The organism is Micromonospora sp. NPDC093244 (assembly GCF_040683695.1).
Lineage (GTDB): Bacteria > Actinomycetota > Actinomycetes > Mycobacteriales > Micromonosporaceae > Micromonospora.
Window position 1 is genome coordinate 236,500 of record NZ_JBFBEO010000002.1, and the last position, 24,905, is coordinate 261,404.

The window sequence follows — 24,905 nt, forward strand, 5'->3', positions numbered from 1 at the left end:
ACCGGGCGGCCGTGGATCACTCAGACCGGGAGGTCCGGACCGGGTCAGCCGGCGGCGAGCGCGGCGGCCACGAAGAGCACCAGGCCGGCGGTCAGGTAGGCCGCCGGCGGGCGCAGCCAGCCACGGCCGGAGTCGGAGAGCGCGAGGCCGCCGGTCCGCAGCCCGTACAGCCCGGTCGCGAGGATCGGCAGGCCGGCGACCAGGGCGATGCCCGCCACCACGTTCCCGGCGGACACCGGGTCGCCTGTCACGCCGGCCAGCAGCACCCGCAGCGCCGGCACCTCGAAGATCAACACCAGCAGGGCGAAGAGCACCGCCAGCACCGGCCGGCGGCTCCGGTACACGCCGTCGGCGACCGGGGGGTACGCCGGCGACTCGACCACGGGCGGGTCGACACGGGGACCGATACCGGGCATCGGGCCGGTCGGCATCTCCAGCGGGTGCGGCGTCTCGCCGGCGCCCCGGGTCGGTTCGATGATCGGGTACCCGCCGAGCGGGGCGGGCCGGGTCTGGTCGGCGAGCACTGCGGCGGGTGGGGTGTCCGCGACGACCTCCGGCGCTGCGGCGGTCAGCGGGGTCGGCGCCTGCTCCCGGGCCGCCCGTCGACCGGGCAGCTCACCCGAGGTCTCCGAGGGATCCCGATCCGCCCTGCGCGAGCGGGTTGCCCGATAACCCTCCCCCTCCGGCCGCGCGTCACCAAGCGGGTCGACCGCGCCGAACCGTCCCGAGTCGGACTCGGGCGTACCGAAGCGGGGCGGCGGGACGTCGACAGCACCGAAGCGCCCGGAGTCCGACTCCGGCGTACCGAAACGACCCGCGTCCACCGCCCCGAAGCGGCCCGAGTCGGGCTCCCGGCGGCGACCGGCGCCGGTGTCCTCGTCGTACCGGCTGCCGTCCGCGCCACGCTGCTCGGGAACCTCACTGTCCCCGTATCGCGGTTCACCCGCTGCACGCCACTCCGTCTCGCCGTAGCCGCGACCCCGTTCGTCGGGATACCAGCGCGACTCTTGATCTTCGGGAAAGCTCCGTCGTCCGTCCACGTCCGGCACCGTATGCGACCAGCCACGGCCGCGCCATTTCGGCCCGCCCCGCCCCGCCACCAGCGGCGCGGGTCGGCCCCTCGACCCGCGGCATAGCACGGCGCGGGCTTGATCGTCCGGTCGTCCACAGGTCGCCCCTTGTCCACAGGTGCGGGGACCACGGGTCGCGCCGCCCCCCGCCCGGCGGGCAGCGTGCCGGGCATGACGAAGCGGAACCAGGCCGTCGGGGCGTACGGCGAACGGTGCGCCACCCGGCACCTCACCGAGGCGGGGCTGCGCCCGGTCGCCCGGAACTGGCGCTGCCCGGCCGGGGAGATCGACATCATCGCCTGGGACGGGCCGGTGCTCGCCTTCTGTGAGGTGAAGACCCGCCGGGGCGACGACTTCGGCACACCGGCCGAGGCTGTCGTACCGGCCAAGGCACGTCGGTTGCGCGGTCTCGCCGCGCGGTGGCTCGCCGAGACCGGCACGAACGCCGACGAGGTGCGGTTCGACGTGCTCTCGGTACGGCTGCCCGACAGCGGTCCGGCTCAGGTCGACCACCTCAAGGGCGCGTTCTGAGATGCGCACCGACCGGGTCGGTGACGCGCCGTGAGCTACGCGAAGGTGCTGTGCGTGGGGCTGGTCGGGGTCACCGGCCACCTGGTCGAGGTCGAGGCCGACCTGGCCGCCGGGCTACCGGCCGTGGTGATCTCCGGGCTACCGGACACCGCCCTGCACGAGGCGCGGGACCGGGTCCGCGCCGCCGTGGTCAACTCCGGCCAGCGCTGGCCGAACCGCCGGATCACCCTCAACCTGCTGCCCGCCACACTGCCGAAGTTCGGTTCGGCCTTCGACCTGGCGATCGCCGCCGCGCTCCTGGGCGGCTCTGGTGAGCTGCCGCTGCTCCCGCTGGAGGGGGTGGTCATCCTCGGCGAACTGGGACTGGACGGGACGGTTCGGCCGGTGCGGGGCGTGCTCCCGATGGTCGCCGCCGCGGCCCGCGCCGGCGTCGGGCGGGTGATCGTGCCGGCCGGCAACGCCGCCGAGGCCGCGGTCATCCCCGGCGTACGCGTGCGCGCGGTCGACACCCTGCACCGACTTGTCGCCTTCGTCCGCGACGGCACCCCGCTGATCGAGCCACCGGAGACGACTCCGACACCCGACGCCGGCGGCCCGGACCTCGCCGAGGTCGCCGGGCAGCAGTTGGGGCGGCGCGCGTTGGAGGTCGCCGCCGCCGGCGGGCACCACGTGGCGCTGCTCGGCCCGCCCGGGGCGGGCAAGACGATGCTGGCCGAGCGGCTGCCGTCGATCCTGCCGGAGCTGGACGACGACGCGGCGCTGGAGGTGACGGCGCTGCACTCGGTAGCCGGGCTGCTGCCGCCGGGCGGCCACCTGCTGCGCCGTCCGCCGTTCCAGGCGCCGCACCACACGGCCAGTGTTCCGTCGCTCGTTGGAGGTGGCTCGGGGCTGGCCCGGCCCGGGGCGGTGTCGCTGGCCCATCGCGGGGTGCTCTTCCTCGACGAGGCCCCCGAGTTCAGCAAGGCCGCGCTGGAGGCGCTGCGCCAGCCACTGGAGAACGGCCGGATCCAGCTGAGCCGCAGCGGCGGTGGCACCGAATACCCGGCCCGGACCCAGCTGGTGCTGGCAGCCAACCCGTGTCCGTGCGCGAAGCCGTCCGGCGACGCGCACTGCGAGTGCACGCCACTGGTACGCCGCCGCTACCTCGGCCGGCTCTCCGGCCCGCTGCTCGACCGGATCGACGTGCAGGTGCGGCTGATGCCGGTCCGGGCAGCGGAGCTGATGGCGTCCGGCGCCGACGCCGAGTCGTCGGCCACGGTGGCCGCGCGGGTGGCGGCGGCCCGCCGGGCGGCGGTCACCCGTTGGGCCGGCCTGGGCCGGAGGCTCAACGCCGAGGTGGACGGCCCGCACCTGCGCCGGCCGCCGTGGCGGCTGCCCGCCCGGGTCACCGCCGAGTTGCGTGGCCGGCTCGACTCCGGCTCGCTGTCGGCGCGCGGCTTCGACCGGGTGATCCGGATGGCGTGGACGATCGCGGATCTGGACGGTCGGGACCGGCCGGATCTGGACGACGTCCGTGAGGCGACCCAACTACGGACGGGGGAGGCGACGTGAGCGCCGACGAGGAGAGCCGGCTGGCCCGGGTGGCGCTGACCTGGCTGGCCGAGCCTGGCACCAGGGTGGTGCACCGGCTGGTCGAGCGGTTCGGGCCGGTGGCGACACTGGATCTGCTGCTCGACGGCGGCAGCCCGGACGGCTGGCTGCACGCCACCGTGGCGGCGCGGTCGGCCACCGGCGACGCCCGGGCGGTCGCCGCCGAGGCGCTGGAGCGGGCGCAACGGCTTGGGGCGCGGCTGGTCACCCCCGACGACGAGGAGTGGCCGACCCGGGTCGGTGGGCTCGCCGAGCTGCGACTTCCCGACGTGACCCGCCGGGTGGACGGCGAGACCGCGCCGCCGCTCTGCTTCTGGGTACGCGGGGGCTGGTCGCTCGGCGAGGCGCTGGAGCGTTCGGTGGCGGTGGTCGGCGCGCGGGCCGCCACCGGCTACGGCCAGCACGTCGCCACCGAGATGGGGTACGGGTTGGCCGAGCGGGACTGGACAGTGGTGTCCGGCGGCGCCTTCGGCATCGACGCGGCCGCCCACCGGGGTGCCCTGAACGCCGGCGGGTTGACAGTCGCGGTGCTGGCCTGCGGGGTGGACCGGCCGTACCCGATGGGCAACACAGCGCTCTTCGACCGGATCGCCGACACCGGCCTGCTGGTCAGCGAGTGGCCACCGGGTGCCGAGCCGCTGCGGCCCCGGTTCCTGATCCGCAACCGGGTGATCGCCGGGGGCACGCTGGGCACAGTCGTGGTGGAGGCGTCGGCACGCAGCGGCGCGACGCAGACCGCGCGGCGGGCCATCCACACCGGCCGGGTGGCGATGGTGGTGCCCGGGCCGGTGACCTCGGCCATGTCGGTCGGCGCGCACGAACTGCTCCGCGACCAGCCCAAGGCACGACTGGTCACCGGTGTGGCACACGTGCTGGAGGAGGTGGGTCGTATCGGCGCGGACCTGGCTCCGCCGGCCCGAGGCCCTCAGCGTCCGACCGACGCGCTTGACGACGACACCCGGTCGCTGCTGGAGGCGCTCCCCCGCCGGGGGGCGATGGACGTGGACAGGCTCGCCGGCCGCGCCGGCGTCGACGTGCGGACCGCGCTGCGCAAGCTGTCGCTGCTGGAGCAGCTGTCCATGGTGGTCCGACGCGAGGACGGCTACGCCCTCGCCCCGCCCGCCACGGCCAAGGCCAAGGCCAAGCAGGGCACCTGAGCGGGGCGACGGGTGCGCGGACGGACCGGTACGGTCCACGGTCATGGGTGCGATCAGGCCGTGGCACATCGCCACGCTGTGCTGTCTTGTCACGTCCGCCGTCCTCATCGGCGGTCTGGTCCTGTTCCTCGTCAGGCGGTCGAACCGCCGTTAGGCAGAGCTGACATCGGCGTGCCGGCGGTGCGGGACACCCGGCCGTACGCTGGTGCCGTGCCAGCTGTCAGTGGGGGTGCCCGTGCCGTGCGGCGGGCGTCCACGCGGCCACGACCGGCGCGTCGGCGATGAGCCGGTCCGCCCGGGGCACCCGGGCCACCCACCAGGAGCTCCCGCCGGCGCTGCGCGATACGGTGGACGACTTCGCCGACCACCTCTCCCGGGTCCGTAACCGGTCGGCGCACACCGTCCGCGCGTACGTCACCGATGTCGTGTCGCTGCTCGACCACGCCGTCCGGATGGGCTGCGTCGAGCTGGGCGAGCTGGACCTGTCGGTGCTGCGCAGCTGGCTGGCCCGGCAGCGGACCACGGGCGCCGCCCGTACGTCGCTGGCCCGGCGGGCCGCGTCTGCGCGGGCGTTCAGCGCCTGGGCGCACCGCGCCGGCCTGTTCCCCGCCGATGTGGGTGCGGCGCTGGCCAGCCCGCGTGCGCACCGGGAGCTGCCCAGCGTCCTGCGCGCCGACCAGGCCGCCGCCCTCGTCGAGGCACCCTCCCGGCGGCCGACGAGCACCACCGACACGGCCACCAACGACACCACCACCGACGACACGACCACGGCGGCGGTGACCGCAGGCGGGATGGACGCCGAGCGAGCCACCGTGGTGGAGGCGACAGCCGACGGCGCTGGCGCGAAGACCGCTGACGGCGCTGGCGTGAAGACCGCTGACACGGCGGGCGGGCCGGTGGCCGAGGCGGTGCTGCTGCGCGATCGGCTGCTGTTGGAGCTGCTCTACGCCACAGGGGTACGGGTCAGCGAGGCCTGCGGGCTGGACATCGGGGACGTCGATCACGGCCGGCGGGTCGTCCGGGTGTTCGGCAAGGGCGGGCGAGAACGCTCGGTGCCGTACGGGGTGCCGGCGCAGCGGGCCCTGGACGAGTGGCTGCTCCGCGGCCGGCCGGTGCTGGTCGGCGCCCACTCGGGCAGTGCTCTGCTGCTCGGCGCCCGGGGTGGTCGGCTCAACCCGACGACCGCGCGCACGGTCGTCGGTGGGTACGCCGAGGCCGCGGGTCTACCGCGGACGAGCCCGCACGGGCTGCGCCACTCCGCGGCCACCCATCTGCTGGAGGGCGGCGCGGACCTGCGCGCCGTGCAGGAACTGCTCGGCCACTCGTCGCTGGCCAGCACGCAGATATACACGCACGTCTCGGTGGAACGGCTGCGTGCCGCCTACCGCCAGGCGCACCCGCGCGCCTGATCAACGGCCCCGAGGGCGGAACGCCAGGCGGTTACGATCATCGGGTGAGCGTCCCGCAGCCTCCCGAGCCGATCCCGGGCGCCCGCCTGCTCTTCTCCCTGGACCCGGCGGTCAGCTATCTCAACCACGGCGCGTTCGGTGCGGCGCCGATCGCGGTGCAGCGGGCCCAGCAGCGGCTGCGCGACGAGATGGAGGCCAACCCGCTGCGCTTCTTCACCCAGGGCCTCGTCGACCGCATCGCGCACACCCGCCGGCACCTCGCCGGGTTCCTGGGCGCCGACCCCGAGGGCAGTGCCCTGGTCGGCAACACCACCACAGGCGTCGCCGTGGTGCTCCAGTCGGTGGGCCTGAAACCGGGCGACGAGGTGCTCACCACCGACCACGGGTACGGGGCGGTGACCCTTGCCATCCAGCGGGAGTGCCGGCGGTCGGGGGCGGTCAACCGGGTCCTGCCGATCCCCCTGGCCGACACCGACGAGCAGATCGTCCAGGCCATCCGGGCCGGCCTGCGTCCGGGACGGACACGGCTGCTCGTCATCGACCAGCTGACCTCGGTCACCGCCCGACTCTTCCCGACCGCCGCCATCGTCGCCGTGGCCCACGAACACGGTGTGCCGGTCCTGGTGGACGCCGCGCACGCCCCGGGCATGCTCGCCGCGACGGTGAGCAGCATCGGCGCCGACTTCTGGGCGGGCAACCTGCACAAATGGGGGTTCGCACCACGAGGGACGGCGCTGCTGGCGGTGGCACCGGGGTGGCGGGACCGGATCGAGCCGTTGGTGGTCTCCTGGGAGCAGGACGCCGGTTACCCGGCTCGGGTCGAATGGCAGGGCACCCTGGACTACACGTCCTGGTTGGCCGCCCCCACCGGCCTGTTCACGCTGCGCAGTCTCGGCGTCGACAGGGTACGGGCGCACAACTCCGCGCTCGCCGCGTACGGCCAGCGGGTCGTGGGGGACGCGCTGGGGGTGCCCCCCGCGCAACTGCCCGACCCCGGCGGACCGGGGGTGTCCATGCGTCTCATTCCGCTGCCCGCCGGCATCGCCACCACCATCGAGGCGGCCCGGGCCCTGCAGACACGGATCAGCGAGCGGCTCGCCGCCGAGGTCGCCGTGATCGGCTGGAACGGCAGGGGATGGCTGCGGCTCGCCGGTCAGGTGTACAACAGCGCCGGCGAGTACGAACGGCTGGCCGTGCGGTTGCCGGCCCTGCTCGCCCAGCGCTGACGGTCCGCTAGCCGGTGAAGTAGGCCGCGCTCTGCGCGTCCGCCGGGTAGTAGGACTCGATAGCGATCTCGTCGACCGTGATGTCGGTGGGGGTGCCGAACGTGGTGATCGTCGAGAAGAGCCGCAGCTCCCGCCCGCCGATCCGGAGGATCATCGGAATCACCACGTCGGCGTCGACCCGTTTGTCGACCGGGTCCTCGGGCAGGGGGTTGAGCAGTTCCTCGTAGAGCGCGGTGAGTTCTTCGTCGGGGGCGGCGGCGAGCTGGCGGGAGACCCGACTGCGGAACACGGCGCGCACGTCGGCCAGGTTGACGACCAGGGGCGCGAGCCCGCGCGGGTCCAGGCCCAGCCGGATCAGGTTGACCGGTGGCCGCAGCAGGTCGGGGGCGACATGCGCGAAGAACGGGTCGACCGCGCGGTTGGTCAGCACGATGTTCCACCGGCGGTCGAAGACCAGCGCCGGGAACGGCTCGTGCGCCTGAAGGACCCGCCGGACCGCATCGAGGGCGGCCGACAGGGCGGTGTCGTCGAGGGGGCGTTCCGCGTACCGGGGCGCGAAACCGGCGGCGAGCAACAACCGGTTGCGGTCACGCAGCGGCACGTGGAGCTGGTCGGCGAGCCGGAGGATCATGTTCGGACTGGGCCTGGACCTGCCGGTCTCGACGAGGCTGACGTGCCGGGCGGAGACATCCGCGGCGATCGCCAGGTCGAGTTGGCTGAGCCCTCGGCGCTGCCGCCACTGCCGCAGAAGTTGCCCGACGGTGTGCACGGTCAGGAGCGTACTCATCGTCGTGCCGGACGCCATGACATGCGATGTCATCGACAACCGGACGGGCCGGGCAAACACTTGCGCCCATGACGACCGAGAACAAGGCCATCGTCCACAGTGCACTAGCGGGGCTGGTCGAGACGGGTGACGTCGACACGCTCGCCTCGTTCCTGAGCGAGGACTTCGTTCACCATCGACCGGATTCGACAACCTCGACGAGGGCCGAGTGGCTCGCCGCTGTCCGAGCGGCGTCAGGCCCGACCGCCGGGATGCGTGTCGAGATCCTGCACCTGCTGACCGAGGGTGACCACGTCGTGGTGCACTCGCGGCGCCGACTGCCCGACCCGGGGCCGGAGATCGTGGTCGTGGACGTCCTGCGTCTCACCGACGGGCTCATCGCCGAGGTGTGGGAGGTCATCGAACCGGTGGCCCACGCGGCGGCCAACGCGTCGTGGTGGCAGTCAGCTCGGCACTGATCGCCGACGAGCGGCGTGGCTGACCGGCTGCGCCTGTCGGCGGGGCCGGTCGGCGCGCCGGTGCCGGCGACCGCGAACAGTCGCACCGGACCGAGGCCGAGCAGTGCCAGCGGGTCCAGGTATTCGTCGCCCCGGCGCAGACCCCAGTGCAGGCACGCTTCGGTCGGGCAGCCCGGATGCCCCGGCAGCAGCTCGCCCAGCGGCCCGCCGGCGGTGACCGGCTGGCCGTGGCGCACGGCCGGCCGTACCGGCTCGTGGGTGGTCCGCAGCCCACCGGCGTGCCCCACGGTGACCACGGGGCGGCCGGCCACCAGGCCCGCGAAGAGCACAGTGCCCGGCCCGGCGCTGCGGATCACCGCGCCCGCCGGGGCGGCCAGGTCGACGCCCCGGTGCCCGGCCAGCCATGGCCGGGGCGGTGGGTCGAATCGGCGTACCGGGGTCGGCGGGCCGTCGAGCGGCAAACGGAACCGCCCCGGGCCGACGTCTACCGCAGAGGACACCGGCACCGCCCGCGGCGGTGGGTGGCCCGGCGCTGCCGCCACGAGCACGGTCAGCCCGCAGAGGTGCACGGCCAGCACGAGAGCGAACGCGGCGCGGAGCAGGACGGTGCGGCCGACCGAGCAGGCACGGCGGGCGGATGACTGTGGCATGACGGCAGCCTCCGGCCACTGCCTGATCGTCCGCCATCCCGCACCGCGACGCTGTGGACAACCGGAGGTGCTGTGGACGAGCACCCGGACCCGTCGATGATCTGCTATGTCCCGCCGCTCGCGGACGCTGCCTAGGCTGGGCCGATGACGAAGGACTGGCTCTCCTGGCACGACGACTACGACAGGCCGGGTTCGGCGTTGGCCGCCCGCCTCGCCGAGGTGCGCAAACAGGTCCGGGCGGCTCTCGATCGGGCGCCGGCCGGGCCGCTGCGGGTGATCAGCGCCTGCGCCGGTCAGGGGCGGGACCTGATCCCGGTGCTCGCCGCGCACCCCCGCCGGGACGATGTGACCGCCCGCCTCGTCGAACTCGACCCGCGCAACGTCGCGCTGGCGAAGGACGCCGTCCACGCGGCCGGGCTGACGGGCGTCCGGGTGGTGGCGGGCGACGCGGCGGCGACCGACGCGTACGCCGATCTGACACCTGCCGACCTGGTGCTGTTCTGCGGGGTGTTCGGGAACGTATCGGACCTCGACATCCGGGCGACCGTCGGGCACTGCGCCGCGCTCTGCGCGAGCGGCGGCACGGTGATCTGGACGAGGCACCGGGGCGAGCCCGATCTGGTGCCCACCATCTGTGACTGGTTCGCCGAGGAGGGTTTCGCGCAGGTGGCGGTCAGCACCCCGGCGCACCGGGTGGGCGTCGGCGTACACCGGCTCGTCGGCGAGCCCCGGCCACTGCCGCGGGGCGTGACGATGTTCCGCTTCCTGACCGACTGAACCCCGCCGGCCGGACGGCCGCCGGCCGCCGTCGCGGTCGAACGCCGGGCCGTGCCCGCGTCGACGGCGAGGGCCTAGGCTGGGCCGGTGCGGCGCGCGCAGCCGTCCGGACCAGGGAGGCCCCCCACATGACAAGTGTCGATGACCGGATGCCGACCCTGGACGAGGTGAGCGGCCCGTCGAGGCTCGCCGGGCCGGACGAGGCGATCAGCGCGGACGAGTTGCAGCTGGCCGCCCGCAACCACGGCATCCCCCTGGAGGCGCTGCGGTACGACGTCACCCCGGCCGGCCTGCACTACCTTCTGATCCACTACGACATCCCGGAGGTGGACGCGGCCACGCACGCGCTGACCGTCGGCGGTGCCGTCGACCGGCCGTTGACAGTCAGCCTGGCCGAGCTGCGCGAACGCCCCCGGGTCACCCACCAGGTCACGCTTGAGTGCGCAGGCAACGGCCGTGCGCTGCTGCACCCGCGGCCGGTCAGCCAGCCGTGGCTCGTGGAGGCCGTCGGCAACGCCGAGTGGACGGGTACGCCCCTCGCTCCGCTGCTGCGCGACGCGGGCCTCGCGCCGGACGCGGTCGACGTGGTCTTCACCGGCGCCGATCACGGCGTCGAGCGCGGAATCGAGCAGGACTACCAGCGGGCGCTGCCGGTCGCCGACGCGCTGCGCGACGAGGTGCTGCTGGCGTACGAGATGAACGGCGCTCCCCTGCTGCCGCAGCACGGCGCCCCGCTGCGGCTGATCGTGCCCGGCTGGTACGGCATGGCGCACGTGAAGTGGCTGCACTCGGTGGAGGTCCGGACCGAGCCGTTCGAGGGCTACCAGAACGCGGTGGCGTACCGGCTGCGCCGCGACGCCGACGACCCGGGCGTGCCGGTGACCCGGATCGAGCCCCGCGCGTTGGTCCGCCCGCCCGGCTTTCCCGACTTCATGTCGCGCCGCCGGGTGGTGCGGCCCGGGCCGTGCACTGTGGATGGTCGGGCCTGGTCGGGGCACGCGCCTGTGGTCGCCGTGGAGGTGACCACGGACGGCGGCAGGAGTTGGGCGTCGGCCGAGCTGGACCCGTCGGGCGGTGGTGACTTCGCCTGGCGGCGGTGGCGGTACGAGTGGACCGCCACGCCGGGCCGGTACGTGCTCGGCGCGCGGGCGACCGACGCGTCCGGGCGGACCCAGCCGGTGGAACAGCCGTGGAACCGGGGTGGTTTCGCCAACAACCTGGTACAGCGGGTCGAGGTAGTGGTGCCGGCCGAGTGACAGGCGGGTCAGGCCACGGGTGGGGGGCCCGCGGCGTGGCCCGGTGGTGCGGTCAGCCGCCGAAGCCGGAGTCGGCGGGCAGCGAGATGTCGGGCTTCTCCAGCTCCTCGACGTTGACGTCCTTGAAGGTCATCACCCGGACGTTCTTCACGAAGCGGGCAGGACGGTACATGTCCCACACCCAGGCGTCGTGCATCTCGACCTCGAAGTAGACCTCGCCGTCGGAGTTGCGCACGTGCAGGTCGACCTGGTTGGCCAGATAGAACCGACGCTCCGTCTCCACCACGTACGAGAACTGGCGGACGATGTCGCGGTACTCCCGGTAGAGCTGAAGCTCCATCTCGGTCTCGTACTTCTCGAGATCTTCCGCGCTCATCGCACTCCGCCTTCCATGACCACATCTTCCCCCACCGGCGCCGGAGGTCGAGCCTGCTCGCCCAACGCCACGCCGACGGTACCCCCTGACGCCCACGAGCGCTCCATCGGCTCGTCCGCGCCCGCGCCGGCGGGCCGGCGGGAGCGCGGCGGCCGGCCGTCGCGGCCGGAGACCACCGCGACATTGACGTACGAGAAACGGTGCTCCCGGCACGGCCCGTGCTCCCGCAGGGCGGCGCTGTGCTCCGGCGTGATGTAGCCCTTGTGCTCGGCGAACCCGTACGCCGGGAACACCCCGTCCAGTTCCACCATGATCCGGTCCCTGGTGACCTTGGCCAGCACGCTCGCCGCCGCCACGCACGCGGCGACCCGGTCGCCCTTCCACACCGCCAGCCCCGGCACGCCCAGGCCGTCCACGCCGAAGCCGTCGGTCAGCACGTACTCCGGTCGGGTGGTGAGCGAGGCGAGCGCCCGACGCATCGCCGCGAGGTTGCACACGTGCAACCCCCGGGCGTCGACCTCCTCGGCCGGGATGACCACCACGGCGTACGCCAGGGCACGGTCCACGACCTCCGCGTACACCCGTTCCCGGCTGGCGGGGGTGAGCAGCTTGGAATCCGCCAGGCCCTCGATCTCGCCGCGTCGCCCCTCCGGCAGCACGGCGGCGGCGGCGACCAGCGGGCCGGCGCACGCGCCCCGACCGGCCTCGTCGGCACCGGCCACATGCCGGAAGCCACGCCGTTGCAGCGCCCGCTCCAGCGCGTACAGCCCGGCCTCGCGGCGTACGACTGTGCGCGGCGGGGTCAGCACGGCGCCTCCTCGGGACGGGCCTCGGCGGTCGGTGGCAGGAGTCGGGCCAGCAGCTCGGGCAGCTCCGGCGGGTAGTACCGCTCGCCGCTGGCGGACAGCTCGGCGGGCGGCCACCAGCGGTGGCCGGCGATGCTGCGCCGCTCGACGTCGTCGAAACCGACGGTGTCGACCTGCCACCGCGGCACCCGAAGGAGGAAGAAGTCCTGCTCCTGCCGGTACCAGGTGCCGTCGAACGGGAACTCGGTCGTGTCGGACCAGACGGGCTCGCCCAGCTCGGCGCTGTCGATCCGCAACCCGGTCTCCTCGGCCAACTCCCGGGCGGCGCCCGCAGCCGGTGACTCCTGCGCGCCGAGCCCGCCACCCGGGGTGAACCAGTAGCGGTGCCCGGGGCGGGCCGGGTCGAAGCCGTGGAAGAGGAGCACCCGACCGGCCGCGTCGACGAGCAGCACGCGGGCGGCGCGTCGAGGGGTGTAGACGGTCACCGCCCCAGCCTGCCAGACGCGAGGCGGTTCGCCCACGCCCCCTGTCGGTCCTACGGCTTGGGGATGCCCTCGAACTGCTCGGGGACTGTCAGCCAGGTGGCCCGGCTGACCGGCCAGAAGACGGTGAACGCCCGCCCGACGACCTCCCCCTCGGGGATGGTGGCCTCGGTGATGTTCTGCCCGGACTGCTGCCAGTGCTCCAACGAGTCACCCGAGGCCGAACGGTGGTCACCCATCACCCACAGCCGGCCCTTCGGCACGGTGATGTCGAACTCCTGGTCGGCCGGCTTGTCGCGAACACCGTCCATCGAGAAGATGTACGGCTCGTCGAGCGACCTGCCGTTGATGATCAGCCGCTCCTGCGGGTCACAGCAGACCACGTGGTCGCCGCCCACACCGATCACCCGCTTGATGAAGTCCTCACCGTCGGGGTTGCCGCTCCACTCGGTCGGCGCCTTGAAGACGATCACCTCGCCGCGGTGCGGTGACCGGAAGTCGTAGACCAGTTTGTTGACCAGCACCCGGTCATCGATCTTGAGAGTGTTCTCCATGGACGGGGACGGGATGAAGAAGGTCTGCAGCACGAAGGCGCGGACCAGCACCGCGACCAGGATCGCCACACCCAGCAGGATCGGCAGCTCCTTCCAGAAGGAGCTACGCGGTTTGTCGGTCTGCTCGTCAATCACGCCAAGGAGCCTACGTTGCCGGGCCGGACGTCACCGTCCGGAACGCGCGGGAACCCCGCAGCGCCACCGCCACGGGAAGAATCAGCAGCGCGCCACCCTGCGGGGTGGGTCGGACCGGGGGCGGGCCCGAGGAGGCCGTGACGGGGCCGGCCACGTCCGCGAACGTCGGCGGCACCGACAGCGCGGTCCACCGCGACGACGGCCAGACCACCATGAAGGCGCGGCCCACCACGTTGTCGATCGGCACCGGTCCCTGGCAGCGGGCGTCCTGCGAGACCTCCCGGTGGTCGCCCATCACGAAGATCTGCCCGGGCGGCACGACCACCTCGTCGAAGCGCCGGGAGCGGCACTCCTGCGGGTTGGGCGGCAGGTCCAGCGGGGAGTCCCGCAGCACGTACGTCTCGGTGAGCGGGGTGCCGTTGACGGTGACCCGGCCCTGGGTGTCGCAGCACTTCACCCGGTCGCCGGGAACCCCGATCACCCGCTTGATGAAGTCCTTCTCGCCGGGGCGGCTCACCCCGACCAGGTCGCCGACCGTACGGCCGAGCTTGCCGGCGAAGCCCGGCTCCGGCTGCTCGTCGACCTGCGGCGCCCAGCGGTCGGTGCCCCGGAACACCACCACCTCGCCGCGTACCGGATCACGGACGTCGTAGACGACCTTGTTGACCAGCACCCGGTCGCCGATCAGGAGGGTGTCCTCCATCGAGCCGGACGGGATGAAGAACGCCTGGAGCAGGAACGTGCGGATCAGCACCGCGAGGCAGAACGCGACGATCAGCAGCAGCGGCAACTCCTGCCAGAGGGGCATCTGGCGGCGGCCACGGCGGGCCCGTCGGCGCCACGGATCGACGGTGCCGTCCTCGTCAAGCGTCTGCACCACGCCACTCCCCGGTCCGCAGAAACACCACCGCCCGGGAGCCTCGTCGAGGCTCCACGGGCGGTTGTGGACGGCTGCCCGCCACGAGGGCGGGGCCGCCGCCTGGCTGCGCCCGTACGACCAGGGTAGTGCGGTCCGGACGGTACGGCATACGCGCAGCTCAGGAGGCGTGGCGAGCGGGAAGTCAGCTGGGCTGCTTCTCCCGCTTCTCCTTGATCTTGGCCTTCTTGCCGCGCAGCTCGCGCAGGTAGTACAGCTTCGCGCGGCGCACGGCGCCGCGGGTCACGACCTCGATCCGGTCGATGCCCGGGCCGTTGAGCGGGTAGGTCCGCTCGACGCCGACACCGAAGCTGACCTTGCGGACCGAGAAGGTCTCGCGCAGACCGTCACCCTGGCGACGGATCACGACGCCCTGGAAGATCTGGACACGGGACCGGTTGCCCTCGACGACCCGCGCGTGCACCTTGACGGTGTCACCGGCACGGAAGTCGGGAAGGTCGGTCCGCTTCGACTGGGCGTCAAGGGCGTCCAGGATGTTCATCGCTGCGTCCTCGTAAGGCTCACGGCGCACCGTCACTCGGTGCGCGGGTGGGTGATTCTGATCCCCGGGTGGCGGTCGGCGGGCCGACCCCGGTCGGGGATCCTCGCAGCCGCCCACGGGCGCGGACGGATGCGGCAACCCCCCTACTTTGCCACATCCCCCGGTGGTGACTGAAATCCGGCCCGGTCCAGGGCCGCGATGTCCCGTTTGTCGAGCCGGTCGGCGGGCAGCGCGGCCAGCAGGTCCGGCCGTCGGGAGGCCGTCCGCAGCAGCCCCTCCTCGCGCCGCCACCGCGCGATCCTGCCGTGGTCGCCGGAGCGGAGCACCTCCGGCACGTCGTGCCCACGCCAGCTCGGCGGCTTGGTGTAGATCGGCGCCTCCAGCAGCCCGTGGGCGTGCGACTCCTCGTCCAGCGAGCCGGCGTTGCCCAGCACCCCGGGCAGCAGCCGGGTGACCGCCTCCAGGATCACCAGCACCGCCACCTCGCCGCCGAACAGCACGTAGTCACCGAGTGAGACCTCGGTGACAGGCATCCGCGTCGCGGCGTGCGTCAACACCCGCTGGTCGATGCCCTCGTACCGGCCGCAGGCGAAGAGCAGGTGCGACTCGGCCGCCAACTCGTGCGCCATGGCCTGGGTGAACGGGACACCGGCCGGCGAGGGCACCAGCAGCCGGGGCGGCGGTGCGTCGACCGGCGCCAGGGCGTCCAGCGCCTCACCCCACGGCTCGGGCCGCATCACCATGCCCGGGCCGCCGCCGTACGGGGTGTCGTCGACCGTTCGGTGCACGTCGTGGGTCCAGGTCCGCAGGTCGTGCACGGCGAGCTGGAGTACGCCGTTGGCCCGGGCCCGACCGATAAGCGACAGGTCCAGCGGGGCGAAGTACTCCGGAAAGATCGACACGACGTCGACGCGCATGGGGGGTGGGTCCTAAAGGTCGAGCAGGCCGGCCGGCGGGTCGACGATCACACGTCCGCCGGCCAGGTCGACCTCCGGAACGATCGCCCTGACGAACGGGATCAGCGCGGTACGCCCCTCGGGGCGGCGCAGCACCAGCAGGTCCGAGGAGGGCGCGTGGTCGATGCGGGCAACCTCGCCCAGACGCTCACCGGCCGGGGTGACCACGGCCAGCCCGACGAGCTGGTGGTCGTGGAACTCCTCCGGGTCGTCCGGCGGCGCCACGTCGGCGCTGTCCACCACGAGCAGGGTGCCGCGCAGTGCCTCGGCGGCGTCCCGGTCCAGGATGCCGTCGAACGCGACAAGCATCCGCCCCTGGTGGAAGCGGGCCTCCTCGATGGTCAGCTCGGCCGGCACCCGGAACGGCACGCCAGGCCCGTCCGCCGGCACCGGCGACGGGACGGCCCCCGGCTCAGTGCGCAGCACGGTGCTGCGCGGGGTTGCAGTCGGGGGCGTCGCCCCCGGCTCAGTGCGCAGCACTGTGCCGGGGGCGAACCGCGCTTCGGGCTCGTCGGTCCGCACTTCCACGGTGACCTCACCGCGGACGCCGTGCGGCTTGCCGATCCTTCCGACGACGAGCTGCATCAGTACGAGTCGACGATGTCGACGCGTACCCCGCGCCCGCCGATGGAGCCGATCACCTGACGCAGCGCCTTGGCGGTCCGGCCGGACCGCCCGATCACCGTGCCGAGGTCCTCGGGGTGCACGCGGACTTCGAGCCGCTTGCCCCGACGGGAATCGACCATCCGCACCCGGACGTCGTCCGGGTGATCGACGATGCCCTTGACCAGGTGCTCCAACGCCGGACGCAGAGGCATGTCAGGCCTGCTCACCGGCGTCGGCAGCGGCAGCCGGGGCCTCGGCCGGAGCCTCGGTCTTCGGCGCCTCGGCCTTGGGAGCCTCAGCCGGAGCGTCGGCCTTCGGAGCCTCGGCGGCCTTGGCGGCCTTCTTGGCCGGCTTGGCCGGGGTCTCCGGGGCCAGCCCGGCGGCGGCCTTCGACTCAGCCTCGTACGCCGCCTTGCGGTCGGCCTTCTCGGGGGCGACCAGCAGCGGCGGCGGGGCCGGCAGGCCCTTGAACTTCTGCCAGTCACCGGTCAGCTCCAGCAGCCGCTGCACCGCCTCGCTCGGCTGGGCGCCGACGGACAGCCAGTACTGGACCCGCTCCGACTTGACCTCGATGACCGAAGGGTCTTCCTTCGGCTGGTACACCCCGACGAACTCGATCGCACGACCGTCACGCTTGGTGCGCGAGTCGGCGATGACGATGCGGTACTGCGGGTTGCGGATCTTGCCCATCCGCAGGAGCCGGATCTTTACGGCCACAGTTGTTTCGCTCCTGTTGCGATCTCACCGGCCCGGTACGGGCGGTGTGCATGGGTGAGCGCCGACCGGCACAGTGGGGTTGGGCCGGAGACAACTCGGTGGACTGGCGACGCGCCCGGGTTAGAGGGCGCCGGACGCGCGCCGGATACCAGCGACCCATTCTGCCAGATCCGCTGCCGATCTCCCGCATCGGACCCGGACACCACGCCACCGGTGACCGGGAACACCGCTCAGCGCACCGGCGGACGGTCCCATCCCGGCGGAAGTTCGTCCGGTACGTCCCAGTCTGCCGGGGGCGTGAAGTCGCACCAGGTGCCGTCGAACGGGAACGCACCCGCCTCGGCGAGCGCGATCACCCGCTCCCCCTCGGCCCGGACCGCCTTCTCGTCGGTCACCCAGTAGTCGTCCCCGAAGGCGAGCCGCTCGACGAACTCGTCCTCGTCCTTCCACTGCCAGCTCAGGTCCGGGCGTACCACCACGTCGAGGTCCTGGTCCACCACGTCGACGCCGGCCACCGGGCCGTCGTCCCAGCGGACGCCGTGCTCCTCCAGGTTGACGTACCAGTGGGCGAACCGGCCCTGCGCGTCGCGGAACCACCACACCGAGTGCGCCGCCCCGGCCGGCAGGAACTTCAGCAGCGGCGGACCGTTCCAGTGGCCGTGCGCCAGCCGGTACGACGACGAGATCCACGTGGCGAACGGCACCGCCCGCATGTTCAGCCCCGCCTCGGTCACCTCGTGGGCCACCGGCGAGTCCCGGGCGATCCACACCAGCAGGCCACGCTCGTCGTCGCTGACCACCCGGCCCGGCCGGACCCACCCGATCCGGCCGTGCCGCACGTTCCGGTGCATGATCAGCCGGCCCGGCTGGAACCGGTCGACGAGCACCTCAGTAGGCGCGGGCGAGGATGGCGACCAGGTCCGACTCGTCCTCCGAGTCCGGGACCGAGCCGTCGGCCCGCAGCAGGCAGCGCACCGTGACGCCCTGACCGTTCGCCTCGGCCTCGCCGGCCACGCCGACCGCCGACCACGGCACCCGGGCCCAGCCGGTAGCGGCCGCCTCGATCGCCTCGGCGAGGGTGGCCACCTCCACCGTGCGGGACAGCCGGTGGGCGAGCGCCTGGTCGTGCAGCACCTGCTGGTCGGCCTCCAGGGCGGCGAGCACCGCGCCGACCACGTCGGCCACCGGCGTCGGGGACTTCGACCCGTCCGTACGACGCACCACAGTCGCGTTGCCGACCGCCAGGTCACGGGGGCCGACCTCGACGCGTACCGGATAACCCCGCAGCTCGGCGTCGACGGCCCGGCGGCCGAACGCGGTGTCGGTGCGGTCGTCGAGCGCGACCCGGACACCGGCGTCGCGCAGGCCGTCGCGCAGCTTGGCCGCCGCCTCCGCGACGCCCTCGCCATCCTTGACGATCATGATGTACGCCTGGATCGGGGCCAGCTTCGGCGGTACGCGCAGACCGTTGTCGTCGCCGTGCGCCATGATCAGGCCACCGAGCATCCGGGTTGACGTGCCCCAGGAGGTGGTCCAGGCGTGCTCCCGGCCCCCCTCCTTGGACGAGTAGCTGATGTCGAACGCCTTGGCGAAGTTCTGCCCCAGCTCGTGGCTGGTGCCCAGCTGCAGCGCCTTGCCGTCGCCCATCATGCCTTCGCAGGTGTACGTGGCAGTCGCGCCGGCGAACCGCTCACGCGCCGTCTTCAGGCCCACCACCACCGGGATGCCGAGCACGTTGACCATCAGGTCCTCGTACGCCTCGTGCAGGATCCGCCGCGCGTACGCCCGCGCGTCCTCGCGGGTGGCGTGCGCGGTGTGCCCCTCCTGCCAGAGGAACTCGCTGGTACGCAGGAAGATCCGCGGACGCAGCTCCCACCGGACCACGTTCGCCCACTGGTTGAGCAGCAGCGGCAGGTCCCGGTACGAGTCGATCCACTTGGCCATGAACTCGCCGATCACCGTCTCGCTGGTGGGGCGCACCACCACCGGCTCGGCGAGCTGCTTGCCACCGCCGTGGGTGACCACCGCCAGCTCCGGCGAGAAGCCCTCGACGTGCTCGGCCTCGCGCTTGAGGTAGCTCTCCGGGATGAACAGCGGGAAGTACGCGTTCTCCGCCCCGGCCGCCTTGATCCGGTCGTCCATCTCGGCCTGCATCCGTTCCCAGATGGCGTAACCGGCCGGACGGATGACCATGGTGCCGCGGACCGGGCCGTTGTCGGCCAGCTTCGCCTTGGCGATCAGGTCCTGGTACCAGCGGGGGAAGTCCTCCGCGCGGGGAGTGAGCACGCGTGCCATGACCGCACATCCTATGCGTCAGGCGGCACGACGCCGCGCCCGGGAGCCGCCGCGCCGCGCCGCGGTCACCCCCACGCCGGCCGTCGCCGCGCCGGAACGGCTCGACGGCGCGCGCCTCCACGGGTCGACGGCGCGGCGCGCGACGGGTCGGCGGCGCGGCCTGGGCGGGTCGGCGGCGCGGCCGTAGAATTCGACCACCATGACTACATCGACGGACTCGCCCCGCCAGCGCCTGCGGGACACGATCGTGGACGCCGCCCGCACACGGACCATCGCGGCGGGCTGGGACGCGGTCCGGATGGGCGGGGTGGCCACCACGGCGGGGGTGAGCCGGCAGACCGTCTACAACGAGTTCGGCAGCAAGGCGGGGCTGGCCGAGGCGCTCGCCCGCCGGGAGGTGGACCGGTTCGTCGGCGAGGTCCGCGCCGCCCTGCTCGCGCACGGCTCGGACGTACACGCCGGCGCGTACGCGGCGATCGAACGCACCCTCACCACCGCAGCCGAGAACCCGCTGGTCAAGGCCATCCTGACAAGCGCCCGTGGCGGGTCTGACGAACTGCTTCCGTACCTCACGACACGGGCCGAGGTGGTGCTCACCGAGGCGTCCGGCGCGCTCATCGACTGGGCCGGCGACCACCTACCCGGAGCCGACCAGGCCGCGCTGGCCTTCGCCGCCGACACGATCGTCCGGCTGGTGGTGAGCCACATCGTGCTCCCCCGCTCCCCAATCGACCAGACCGCCACGGCCCTCACCGACCTGGCCGTACGCCTCTTCAGCGCCGCCGCCCGCCCACCCCGCTGACCCGGCACCGCGAGCCGACCGCGGCACACCCGCGCCTGCACCTGCGCCTGTGCCCGCGCCGACGCCTGCCTCAAGATCCGGGCAACTTCCCTGAAGTTGCTGTCTCACGAACGCCTGAGGCAGCAATAACCCCGATGTTGCGCGGATCTTCTTTCGGTCCTGCGCAAGATCGTGCGGCGAAGCGGAGCAGACGCGGGTCAGTTCAGGACTCGGCCGCGCAGGATCGTGCGGGACGGGGCACGGACGACGCGCAGGTCGCGGCGGGGGTCCTCGGGGTAGACGGTCAGGTCGGCGAGGCCGCCTTCGACGAGGCCGGGGAAGCCGAGCCACTGCCGGGCGCCCCAGGAGGCGGCGGCGAGTACGTCCAGCTGTGACATTCCGGCCCGTTCGTGCAGGAGCAGCATCTCCTCGGCGGCGAGCCCGTGGTCGATGCCGCCGCCGGCGTCGGTGCCGACGTAGATCGGTACGCCCGCCTCGTGGGCGGCGCGCACCACGTCGGGGAAGCCGTCGCGCAGGGCGAGCATGTGGTCGGCGTACCCGGGGAACTTGGCCCGCGCCTGCTCGGCGATGCCGCCGAACGTGGCGATATTGATCATCGTGGGGATCAGCGCGGTGCCGCGCCGGGCCATCTCGTCGATCAGGTCGAGGCTGAGTCCGGTGCCGTGTTCGACCGAGTCCACGCCGGCCCGCACCATGATCTCGACGGCCGATTCGGAGAAGGTGTGCACCGCGGCGCGTACCCCGGCGTCGTGCGCGGCCTGGACGGCCGCGGTGAGGGTGTCGGCGTCCCAGGCCGGCGCGAGGTCGCCCACGCCGCGGTCGATCCAGTCGCCGACCAGCTTGACCCAGCCGTTGCCGGCCCGCGCCTGCGCGGCAACCGTGGCGGCCACCTCGGCGGCGCCGACCTCCACCCCGATGTCGCGCAGGTAGCGCTTCGGCGGCGCGACGTGCCGGCCGGCGCGGGCCAGTCGCGGCAGGTCCGGTTCGTCGTCGAGTTCGGGGTACGGGTACGGCGAGCCGGCGTCGCGGATCGCCAGCACACCTGCGTCCCGGTCGACGTGGGCCAGCTCGCGGGCCTGGTCGAGGGAGGTGATCGGGGCGCCGCCGCGGGCGATGCCGATGTGGCAGTGCGCGTCGACGAGCCCCGGCAGGACGAAGCCGCCGTCGACGACCGTCTCCGCCCCGGGGACCGGGGTGAAGGTCACCTGGTCGCCGACCAGCCAGAGATCCCGTACCTCGTCGTCGGGGAGGAGCACACCGCGCACGTGAAGAGCCATGCGCACAGTCCTACCCGATCACCGGGGCCTTCGCGAAGCCGTCGGTCTCACCCACACCCGGTCAGCGGGGGCGGTTGTCGCCGCCCTTGCCGAGCTTGTTGAAGTCGATCTTCGGGAGCTTGAAGCCGGGCGGCAGGCCCTGGCCTCCGGCGAGGTCGTTCGGGTCCATGCCCGGCGGGAGCTGCGGCATGCCACCGGGGAAGCCTCCGGGCATCCCGGCGCCGGTACGCGGACGGCCGCCGCCCTTGGTGCCCTTGCGCTTGTTCTTCGGCGACTTGGTGGCCTTGCGCCGGCCGCCGCCGGGAAGGCCCATCATGCCGCCCATCTGCTTCATCATCTTCTGCGCGTCGGCGAAGCGGTTGAGCAGCTGGTTGACGTCCATCACCGTGACGCCGGAGCCGTTGGCGATGCGCGCCCGGCGGGAACCGTTGATGATCTTCGGGTTGTTGCGCTCGCCAGGGGTCATCGACCGGATGATCGCGGTGACCCGGTCGAAGTGGCTGTCGTCCAGGTCGGCGAGCTGGTCCTTCATCTGCCCCATGCCGGGCATCATGGCCAGCACGTTGGCGATCGGGCCCATCCGCCGGACCGCGATGAGCTGGTCGAGGAAGTCGTCGAGGGTGAACTGCTCGCCGCCCATCAGCTTGGCGGTCATCTTCTCCTTCTGATCGGAGTCGAAGGCCTGCTCGGCCTGCTCGATCAGAGTGAGGACGTCGCCCATGCCGAGGATCCGGCTGGCCATCCGGTCGGGGTGGAAGACGTCGAAGTCCTCCAGCTTCTCGCCTGTGGAGGCGAACAGGATCGGCTGCCCGGTGACCTCGCGGACCGACAGCGCGGCACCACCACGGGCGTCGCCGTCGAGCTTGGAGAGCACCACGCCGGTGATGCCGACGCCGTCGCGGAACGCCTCGGCGGTGCGCACGGCGTCCTGACCGACCATCGCGTCGATGACGAAGATGACCTCGTCCGGCTGGACGGTGTCGCGGATGTCGGCGGCCTGCTGCATCATCTCGGCGTCGATGCCGAGACGGCCGGCGGTGTCGACGATGACGATGTCGCGGGCGGCCCGCTTGGCGTGCTCGATCGAGGCGCGCGCCACCTGCACCGGGTCGCCGGTGCCGTTGCCGGGCTCCGGGGCGTACACCTCGACGCCGGCCCGGCCACCGAGCACCTGGAGCTGCCCGACGGCGTTGGGACGCTGGAGGTCGGCGGCGACCAGCAGCGGCTGGTGCCCCTGGCCCTTGAGCCAGCGGGCCAGCTTGCCGGCCAGGGTGGTCTTACCGGAGCCCTGGAGGCCGGCCAGCATGATCACCGTGGGCGGCTGCTTGGCGAACTGGAGCCGCCGGCCCTCGCCACCGAGCACGTTGATCAGCTCTTCGTTGACGATCTTGATGATCTGCTGGGCCGGGTTCAGCGCCTGGGAGACCTCGGCGCTGCGGGCACGCTCCTTGACGGCCGCGATGAAGCCCTTGACCACCGGCAGCGCGACGTCCGCCTCCAGCAGCGCGAGGCGGATCTCGCGCGCGGTGGCGTCGATGTCGGCGTCGGTGAGCCGTCCCTTGCCGCGGAGCTTGGTGAAGATCCCGGACAGGCGGTCACTCAAGGTGTCAAACACGCGAACATCCCGTTTGTCAGTGTTCCGGCGGGCACAACGCGGCCGGCACTGCGGAGTCCGACCACCGCTAGGGTAGCCGCCCCGCCGCGGGGCCGCTGGCGGCCCGGGCCTCACCCCGAGACCAACCCCGACTGGTACGCGAAGACGACGAGCTGCGCCCGGTCTCGGGCTCCCAGCTTGCCCATCGCGCGGCTGACGTGGGTCCGCGCGGTCGCCGGGCTGAGCACCAACCGGGCGGCGATCTCCTCGTTGTTCAGCCCTTCGCCGACCAGGCCGACCACCTGGCGCTCCCGGTCGGTGAGCGTGTCCAGCCGGGGGTGCGGGCGCAGCGCCCGCGACGGCCTGCTGGCGAACTCCCGCACCACCCGACGCGTCACCGACGGCGACAGCAGCGCCTCGCCCTCGGCCACCAGTCGGATCGCGCGCAGCAGCTCCGCCGGCCGGGTGTCCTTGGTGAGGAATCCGCTCGCGCCGTGGCGCAGCGCGTCGAAGACGTACTCGTCCAGCTCGAAGGTCGTGAGCACCACCACCCGCGTGCCGATCAGGTCGGGGTCGGCGACGATGCGGCGGGTCGCCTCGATGCCGTCGATGCCTGGCATCCGGATGTCCATGAGCACCACGTCGGGCCGCTCCCGGCGGGCCAGTTCCACCGCCCGCAGCCCGTCGGACGCCTCGCCGGCCAGCGCCAGGTCGTCCTCGCTCTCCACGAGCGCGCGCAGACCGAGCCGGACCAGGTCCTGGTCGTCGGCGATCAGCACCCGGATCACGGGACCGACTCCACCGGCAGGCGCGCCTCCACCCGGAAGCCGCCGTCCGGGCGCGGCCCGGCGGTGAGCCGCCCGCCCAGCGCGGTGACCCGTTCCCGCATCCCGGCCAGGCCGTGCCCGCTCACGTCGTCGGCCGGATCCAGACCGGCCCGGGTGGCCCCCGCGCCCCGGTCGCTGACCTCGACTGTCACCTCGTCGGGGCGGTACCCCACTGTCACCTCCGCGCGGGCCACCCGCGCGTGGCGCAGCACGTTGGTCAGGGCCTCCTGCACCACCCGGTACGCGGCCAGGTCCACCGCCGCCGGCAGCTCCCGGGGATCACCTACCACGCGTACCTCCACGGTCAGCCCCGCTCCGGCGAGCCGGTCGCGCAACGCCGGGAGCCGGGCCAGACCGGGTACCGGCCCACGCTCCGCACCCCGTCGGACGGCACCGAGGGTGACCCGCAGCTCGTCGAGCGCCTCCCGGCTGGTCCGACTGATCGCGGTCAGGGCGACCTCGGCCTGCTCCGGCCGCTTCGGCAGCAGATGCAGGGCGATGTCCGCCTGCATGCTGATCGCTGCCAGCCCGTGACCCACCACGTCGTGCACCTCCTGCGCGATGCGCAGCCGCTCCTCGTCGGCCTGCCGCCGGGCCTGTTCGGCGCGGTCGCGGGCCTGCTCCACGCGGGTGCGGGCGGCGGCCTCGCGGGTCACGCGCACCACCACCCCCACCGCGAACGGTACGACCACCCAGGCCGAGGCGGGCAGCACTCCCGCCCAACCCGGCGCCGGACCGCGGGCGAAGAAGACGTGGGCCAGCAGCAGGACGAACGCGGCGCCTGCGGCGAGCGCGGCCGGGCGTACCGGCAGCCGCACCGCCACGCTGTACACCGCCACCAGGAACGTGAGCAGGACGGGGCCGTACGGGTAGCCGATCAGCAGGTACGTCGCCGTGGCCACGGTGACCACGGCGAGGGTGACGAGCGGGACGCGCCGCCGGACGGACAGGGCGAGCGCGGCGACGGCGATCAGCAGCCGACAGGCGGTGTCCACCGGCCGCGACCCGGGCTGGTTGTCCCCGGCCAGGCCGGTGGCGAGCAGCCCGAACCCGAGCAGCACCAGAGCGAGCAGGGCGTCCGCCGCTCTCGTCTGCCACCCGCCGCGCCACATGGCCGTCATTCTGCCCGCGCCGGGAGCACCCGTCGTG

Annotated in this window: 26 protein-coding genes and 2 pseudogenes; 9 read left to right on the plus strand and 19 right to left on the minus strand. The window is 73.2% G+C overall.

The annotated features are described in order from the left end of the window. Positions 1-44: 44 nt before the first annotated feature. A pseudogene (locus AB0N27_RS11070) lies at positions 45-1,077 on the minus strand (hypothetical protein). 164 nt (positions 1,078-1,241) lie between these two features. Here AB0N27_RS11070 and AB0N27_RS11075 point away from each other — a divergent pair. From AB0N27_RS11075 to AB0N27_RS11095, 5 genes are all read left to right on the plus strand, one after another. Next, entirely contained in the window at positions 1,242-1,601 is a 360-nt protein-coding gene (locus AB0N27_RS11075) for a YraN family protein (protein ID WP_364366793.1), read from the plus strand. 30 nt (positions 1,602-1,631) lie between these two features. Beyond that, complete coding sequence (locus AB0N27_RS11080; protein ID WP_364366796.1) at positions 1,632-3,152, plus strand: YifB family Mg chelatase-like AAA ATPase; 1,521 nt, start codon at positions 1,632-1,634, stop codon at positions 3,150-3,152. Beyond that, a complete protein-coding gene (gene dprA / locus AB0N27_RS11085) occupies positions 3,149-4,348 on the plus strand; it encodes a DNA-processing protein DprA (RefSeq protein ID WP_364366800.1) in 1,200 nt (399 codons plus the stop codon). Before AB0N27_RS11080 ends, dprA begins: the two co-directional genes overlap by 4 nt. Positions 4,349-4,629: 281 nt before the next feature. Then, complete coding sequence (locus AB0N27_RS11090; protein WP_364366803.1) at positions 4,630-5,757, plus strand: tyrosine-type recombinase/integrase; 1,128 nt, start codon at positions 4,630-4,632, stop codon at positions 5,755-5,757. Positions 5,758-5,801: 44 nt separating this feature from the next. Next, positions 5,802-6,983 carry an aminotransferase class V-fold PLP-dependent enzyme gene (locus tag AB0N27_RS11095; protein WP_364366806.1) on the plus strand — a complete coding sequence of 394 codons (1,182 nt, stop codon included), beginning with the start codon at positions 5,802-5,804 and terminating at the stop codon, positions 6,981-6,983. A 7-nt stretch (positions 6,984-6,990) separates the two neighbouring features. Here the strand turns inward: AB0N27_RS11095 and AB0N27_RS11100 are convergent, their stop codons facing one another. Continuing rightward, positions 6,991-7,770 carry a helix-turn-helix transcriptional regulator gene (locus AB0N27_RS11100; RefSeq protein ID WP_364366809.1) on the minus strand — a complete coding sequence of 260 codons (780 nt, stop codon included), beginning with the start codon at positions 7,768-7,770 and terminating at the stop codon, positions 6,991-6,993. 68 nt (positions 7,771-7,838) lie between these two features. Between AB0N27_RS11100 and AB0N27_RS11105 the strand changes: the two genes are divergently transcribed. Beyond that, the gene (locus AB0N27_RS11105) at positions 7,839-8,228 is read left to right on the plus strand and encodes a nuclear transport factor 2 family protein (RefSeq protein WP_364366812.1); all 390 of its coding nucleotides are present in this window, start codon (positions 7,839-7,841) and stop codon (positions 8,226-8,228) included. A 77-nt stretch (positions 8,229-8,305) separates the two neighbouring features. Here AB0N27_RS11105 and AB0N27_RS11110 read toward each other — a convergent pair. Continuing rightward, a pseudogene (locus AB0N27_RS11110) lies at positions 8,306-8,878 on the minus strand (M23 family metallopeptidase); the annotation flags it as partial. Positions 8,879-9,022: 144 nt separating this feature from the next. Between AB0N27_RS11110 and AB0N27_RS11115 the strand changes: the two are divergent. Beyond that, complete coding sequence (locus AB0N27_RS11115; RefSeq protein ID WP_364366815.1) at positions 9,023-9,655, plus strand: class I SAM-dependent methyltransferase family protein; 633 nt, start codon at positions 9,023-9,025, stop codon at positions 9,653-9,655. A gap of 128 nt (positions 9,656-9,783) precedes the next feature. Then, entirely contained in the window at positions 9,784-10,911 is a 1,128-nt protein-coding gene (locus AB0N27_RS11120; RefSeq protein WP_364366818.1) for a sulfite oxidase, read from the plus strand. A 52-nt stretch (positions 10,912-10,963) separates the two neighbouring features. On the opposite strand, the gene AB0N27_RS11125 is transcribed toward AB0N27_RS11120, so the two are convergent. From AB0N27_RS11125 to proS, 12 genes are all read right to left on the minus strand, one after another. Beyond that, positions 10,964-11,287 carry a DUF2469 domain-containing protein gene (locus tag AB0N27_RS11125; protein ID WP_007075222.1) on the minus strand — a complete coding sequence of 108 codons (324 nt, stop codon included), beginning with the start codon at positions 11,285-11,287 and terminating at the stop codon, positions 10,964-10,966. Next, positions 11,284-12,096: a ribonuclease HII gene (locus tag AB0N27_RS11130; RefSeq protein ID WP_364366823.1), complete on the minus strand. Its 813-nt coding sequence runs from the start codon at positions 12,094-12,096 to the stop codon at positions 11,284-11,286. The genes AB0N27_RS11125 and AB0N27_RS11130 overlap by 4 nt, the downstream gene beginning before the upstream one ends. After that, positions 12,090-12,578: an NUDIX domain-containing protein gene (locus tag AB0N27_RS11135; protein WP_364366826.1), complete on the minus strand. Its 489-nt coding sequence runs from the start codon at positions 12,576-12,578 to the stop codon at positions 12,090-12,092. Before AB0N27_RS11135 ends, AB0N27_RS11130 begins: the two co-directional genes overlap by 7 nt. A 50-nt stretch (positions 12,579-12,628) precedes the next feature. Then, a complete protein-coding gene (gene lepB, locus AB0N27_RS11140) occupies positions 12,629-13,264 on the minus strand; it encodes a signal peptidase I (RefSeq protein WP_203177896.1) in 636 nt (211 codons plus the stop codon). Between the two features lie 10 nt (positions 13,265-13,274). Beyond that, entirely contained in the window at positions 13,275-14,144 is an 870-nt protein-coding gene (gene lepB / locus AB0N27_RS11145; protein ID WP_364366830.1) for a signal peptidase I, read from the minus strand. Positions 14,145-14,325: 181 nt separating this feature from the next. Continuing rightward, positions 14,326-14,682 carry a 50S ribosomal protein L19 gene (gene rplS / locus AB0N27_RS11150; protein WP_088991045.1) on the minus strand — a complete coding sequence of 119 codons (357 nt, stop codon included), beginning with the start codon at positions 14,680-14,682 and terminating at the stop codon, positions 14,326-14,328. A 143-nt stretch (positions 14,683-14,825) separates the two neighbouring features. Beyond that, a complete protein-coding gene (trmD, locus tag AB0N27_RS11155) occupies positions 14,826-15,599 on the minus strand; it encodes a tRNA (guanosine(37)-N1)-methyltransferase TrmD (RefSeq protein ID WP_357990903.1) in 774 nt (257 codons plus the stop codon). A 12-nt stretch (positions 15,600-15,611) separates the two neighbouring features. Continuing rightward, a complete protein-coding gene (gene rimM, locus AB0N27_RS11160) occupies positions 15,612-16,223 on the minus strand; it encodes a ribosome maturation factor RimM (protein ID WP_364366835.1) in 612 nt (203 codons plus the stop codon). Continuing rightward, complete coding sequence (locus tag AB0N27_RS11165) at positions 16,223-16,483, minus strand: RNA-binding protein (RefSeq protein WP_172862164.1); 261 nt, start codon at positions 16,481-16,483, stop codon at positions 16,223-16,225. The genes rimM and AB0N27_RS11165 overlap by 1 nt, the downstream gene beginning before the upstream one ends. After that, the gene (rpsP, locus tag AB0N27_RS11170) at positions 16,458-16,961 is read right to left on the minus strand and encodes a 30S ribosomal protein S16 (protein ID WP_364366838.1); all 504 of its coding nucleotides are present in this window, start codon (positions 16,959-16,961) and stop codon (positions 16,458-16,460) included. Before rpsP ends, AB0N27_RS11165 begins: the two co-directional genes overlap by 26 nt. A 230-nt stretch (positions 16,962-17,191) precedes the next feature. Continuing rightward, positions 17,192-17,812, minus strand: coding sequence for a DUF402 domain-containing protein (locus tag AB0N27_RS11175; protein ID WP_364370624.1), 621 nt, complete (start codon positions 17,810-17,812; stop codon positions 17,192-17,194). Between the two features lie 37 nt (positions 17,813-17,849). After that, positions 17,850-19,256: a proline--tRNA ligase gene (proS, locus tag AB0N27_RS11180; protein ID WP_364366842.1), complete on the minus strand. Its 1,407-nt coding sequence runs from the start codon at positions 19,254-19,256 to the stop codon at positions 17,850-17,852. A gap of 199 nt (positions 19,257-19,455) precedes the next feature. On the opposite strand from proS, the gene AB0N27_RS11185 reads away from it, so the two are divergent. Continuing rightward, entirely contained in the window at positions 19,456-20,058 is a 603-nt protein-coding gene (locus AB0N27_RS11185; protein ID WP_364366845.1) for a TetR family transcriptional regulator, read from the plus strand. 197 nt (positions 20,059-20,255) lie between these two features. Here AB0N27_RS11185 and AB0N27_RS11190 read toward each other — a convergent pair whose 3' ends face one another. The 4 genes from AB0N27_RS11190 to AB0N27_RS11205 all read right to left on the minus strand — a co-directional run bounded on the left by AB0N27_RS11190 (position 20,256) and on the right by AB0N27_RS11205 (position 24,868). Then, positions 20,256-21,335, minus strand: a complete 1,080-nt coding sequence (locus AB0N27_RS11190; RefSeq protein WP_364366848.1) for an amidohydrolase family protein — start codon at positions 21,333-21,335, stop codon at positions 20,256-20,258. Positions 21,336-21,396: 61 nt separating this feature from the next. Continuing rightward, positions 21,397-22,950: a signal recognition particle protein gene (ffh, locus tag AB0N27_RS11195; RefSeq protein WP_364366851.1), complete on the minus strand. Its 1,554-nt coding sequence runs from the start codon at positions 22,948-22,950 to the stop codon at positions 21,397-21,399. Positions 22,951-23,060: 110 nt separating this feature from the next. Beyond that, positions 23,061-23,717: a response regulator transcription factor gene (locus AB0N27_RS11200; protein WP_364366854.1), complete on the minus strand. Its 657-nt coding sequence runs from the start codon at positions 23,715-23,717 to the stop codon at positions 23,061-23,063. Beyond that, entirely contained in the window at positions 23,714-24,868 is a 1,155-nt protein-coding gene (locus AB0N27_RS11205) for a sensor histidine kinase (RefSeq protein WP_364366857.1), read from the minus strand. The genes AB0N27_RS11200 and AB0N27_RS11205 overlap by 4 nt, the downstream gene beginning before the upstream one ends. Positions 24,869-24,905: the final 37 nt, after the last annotated feature.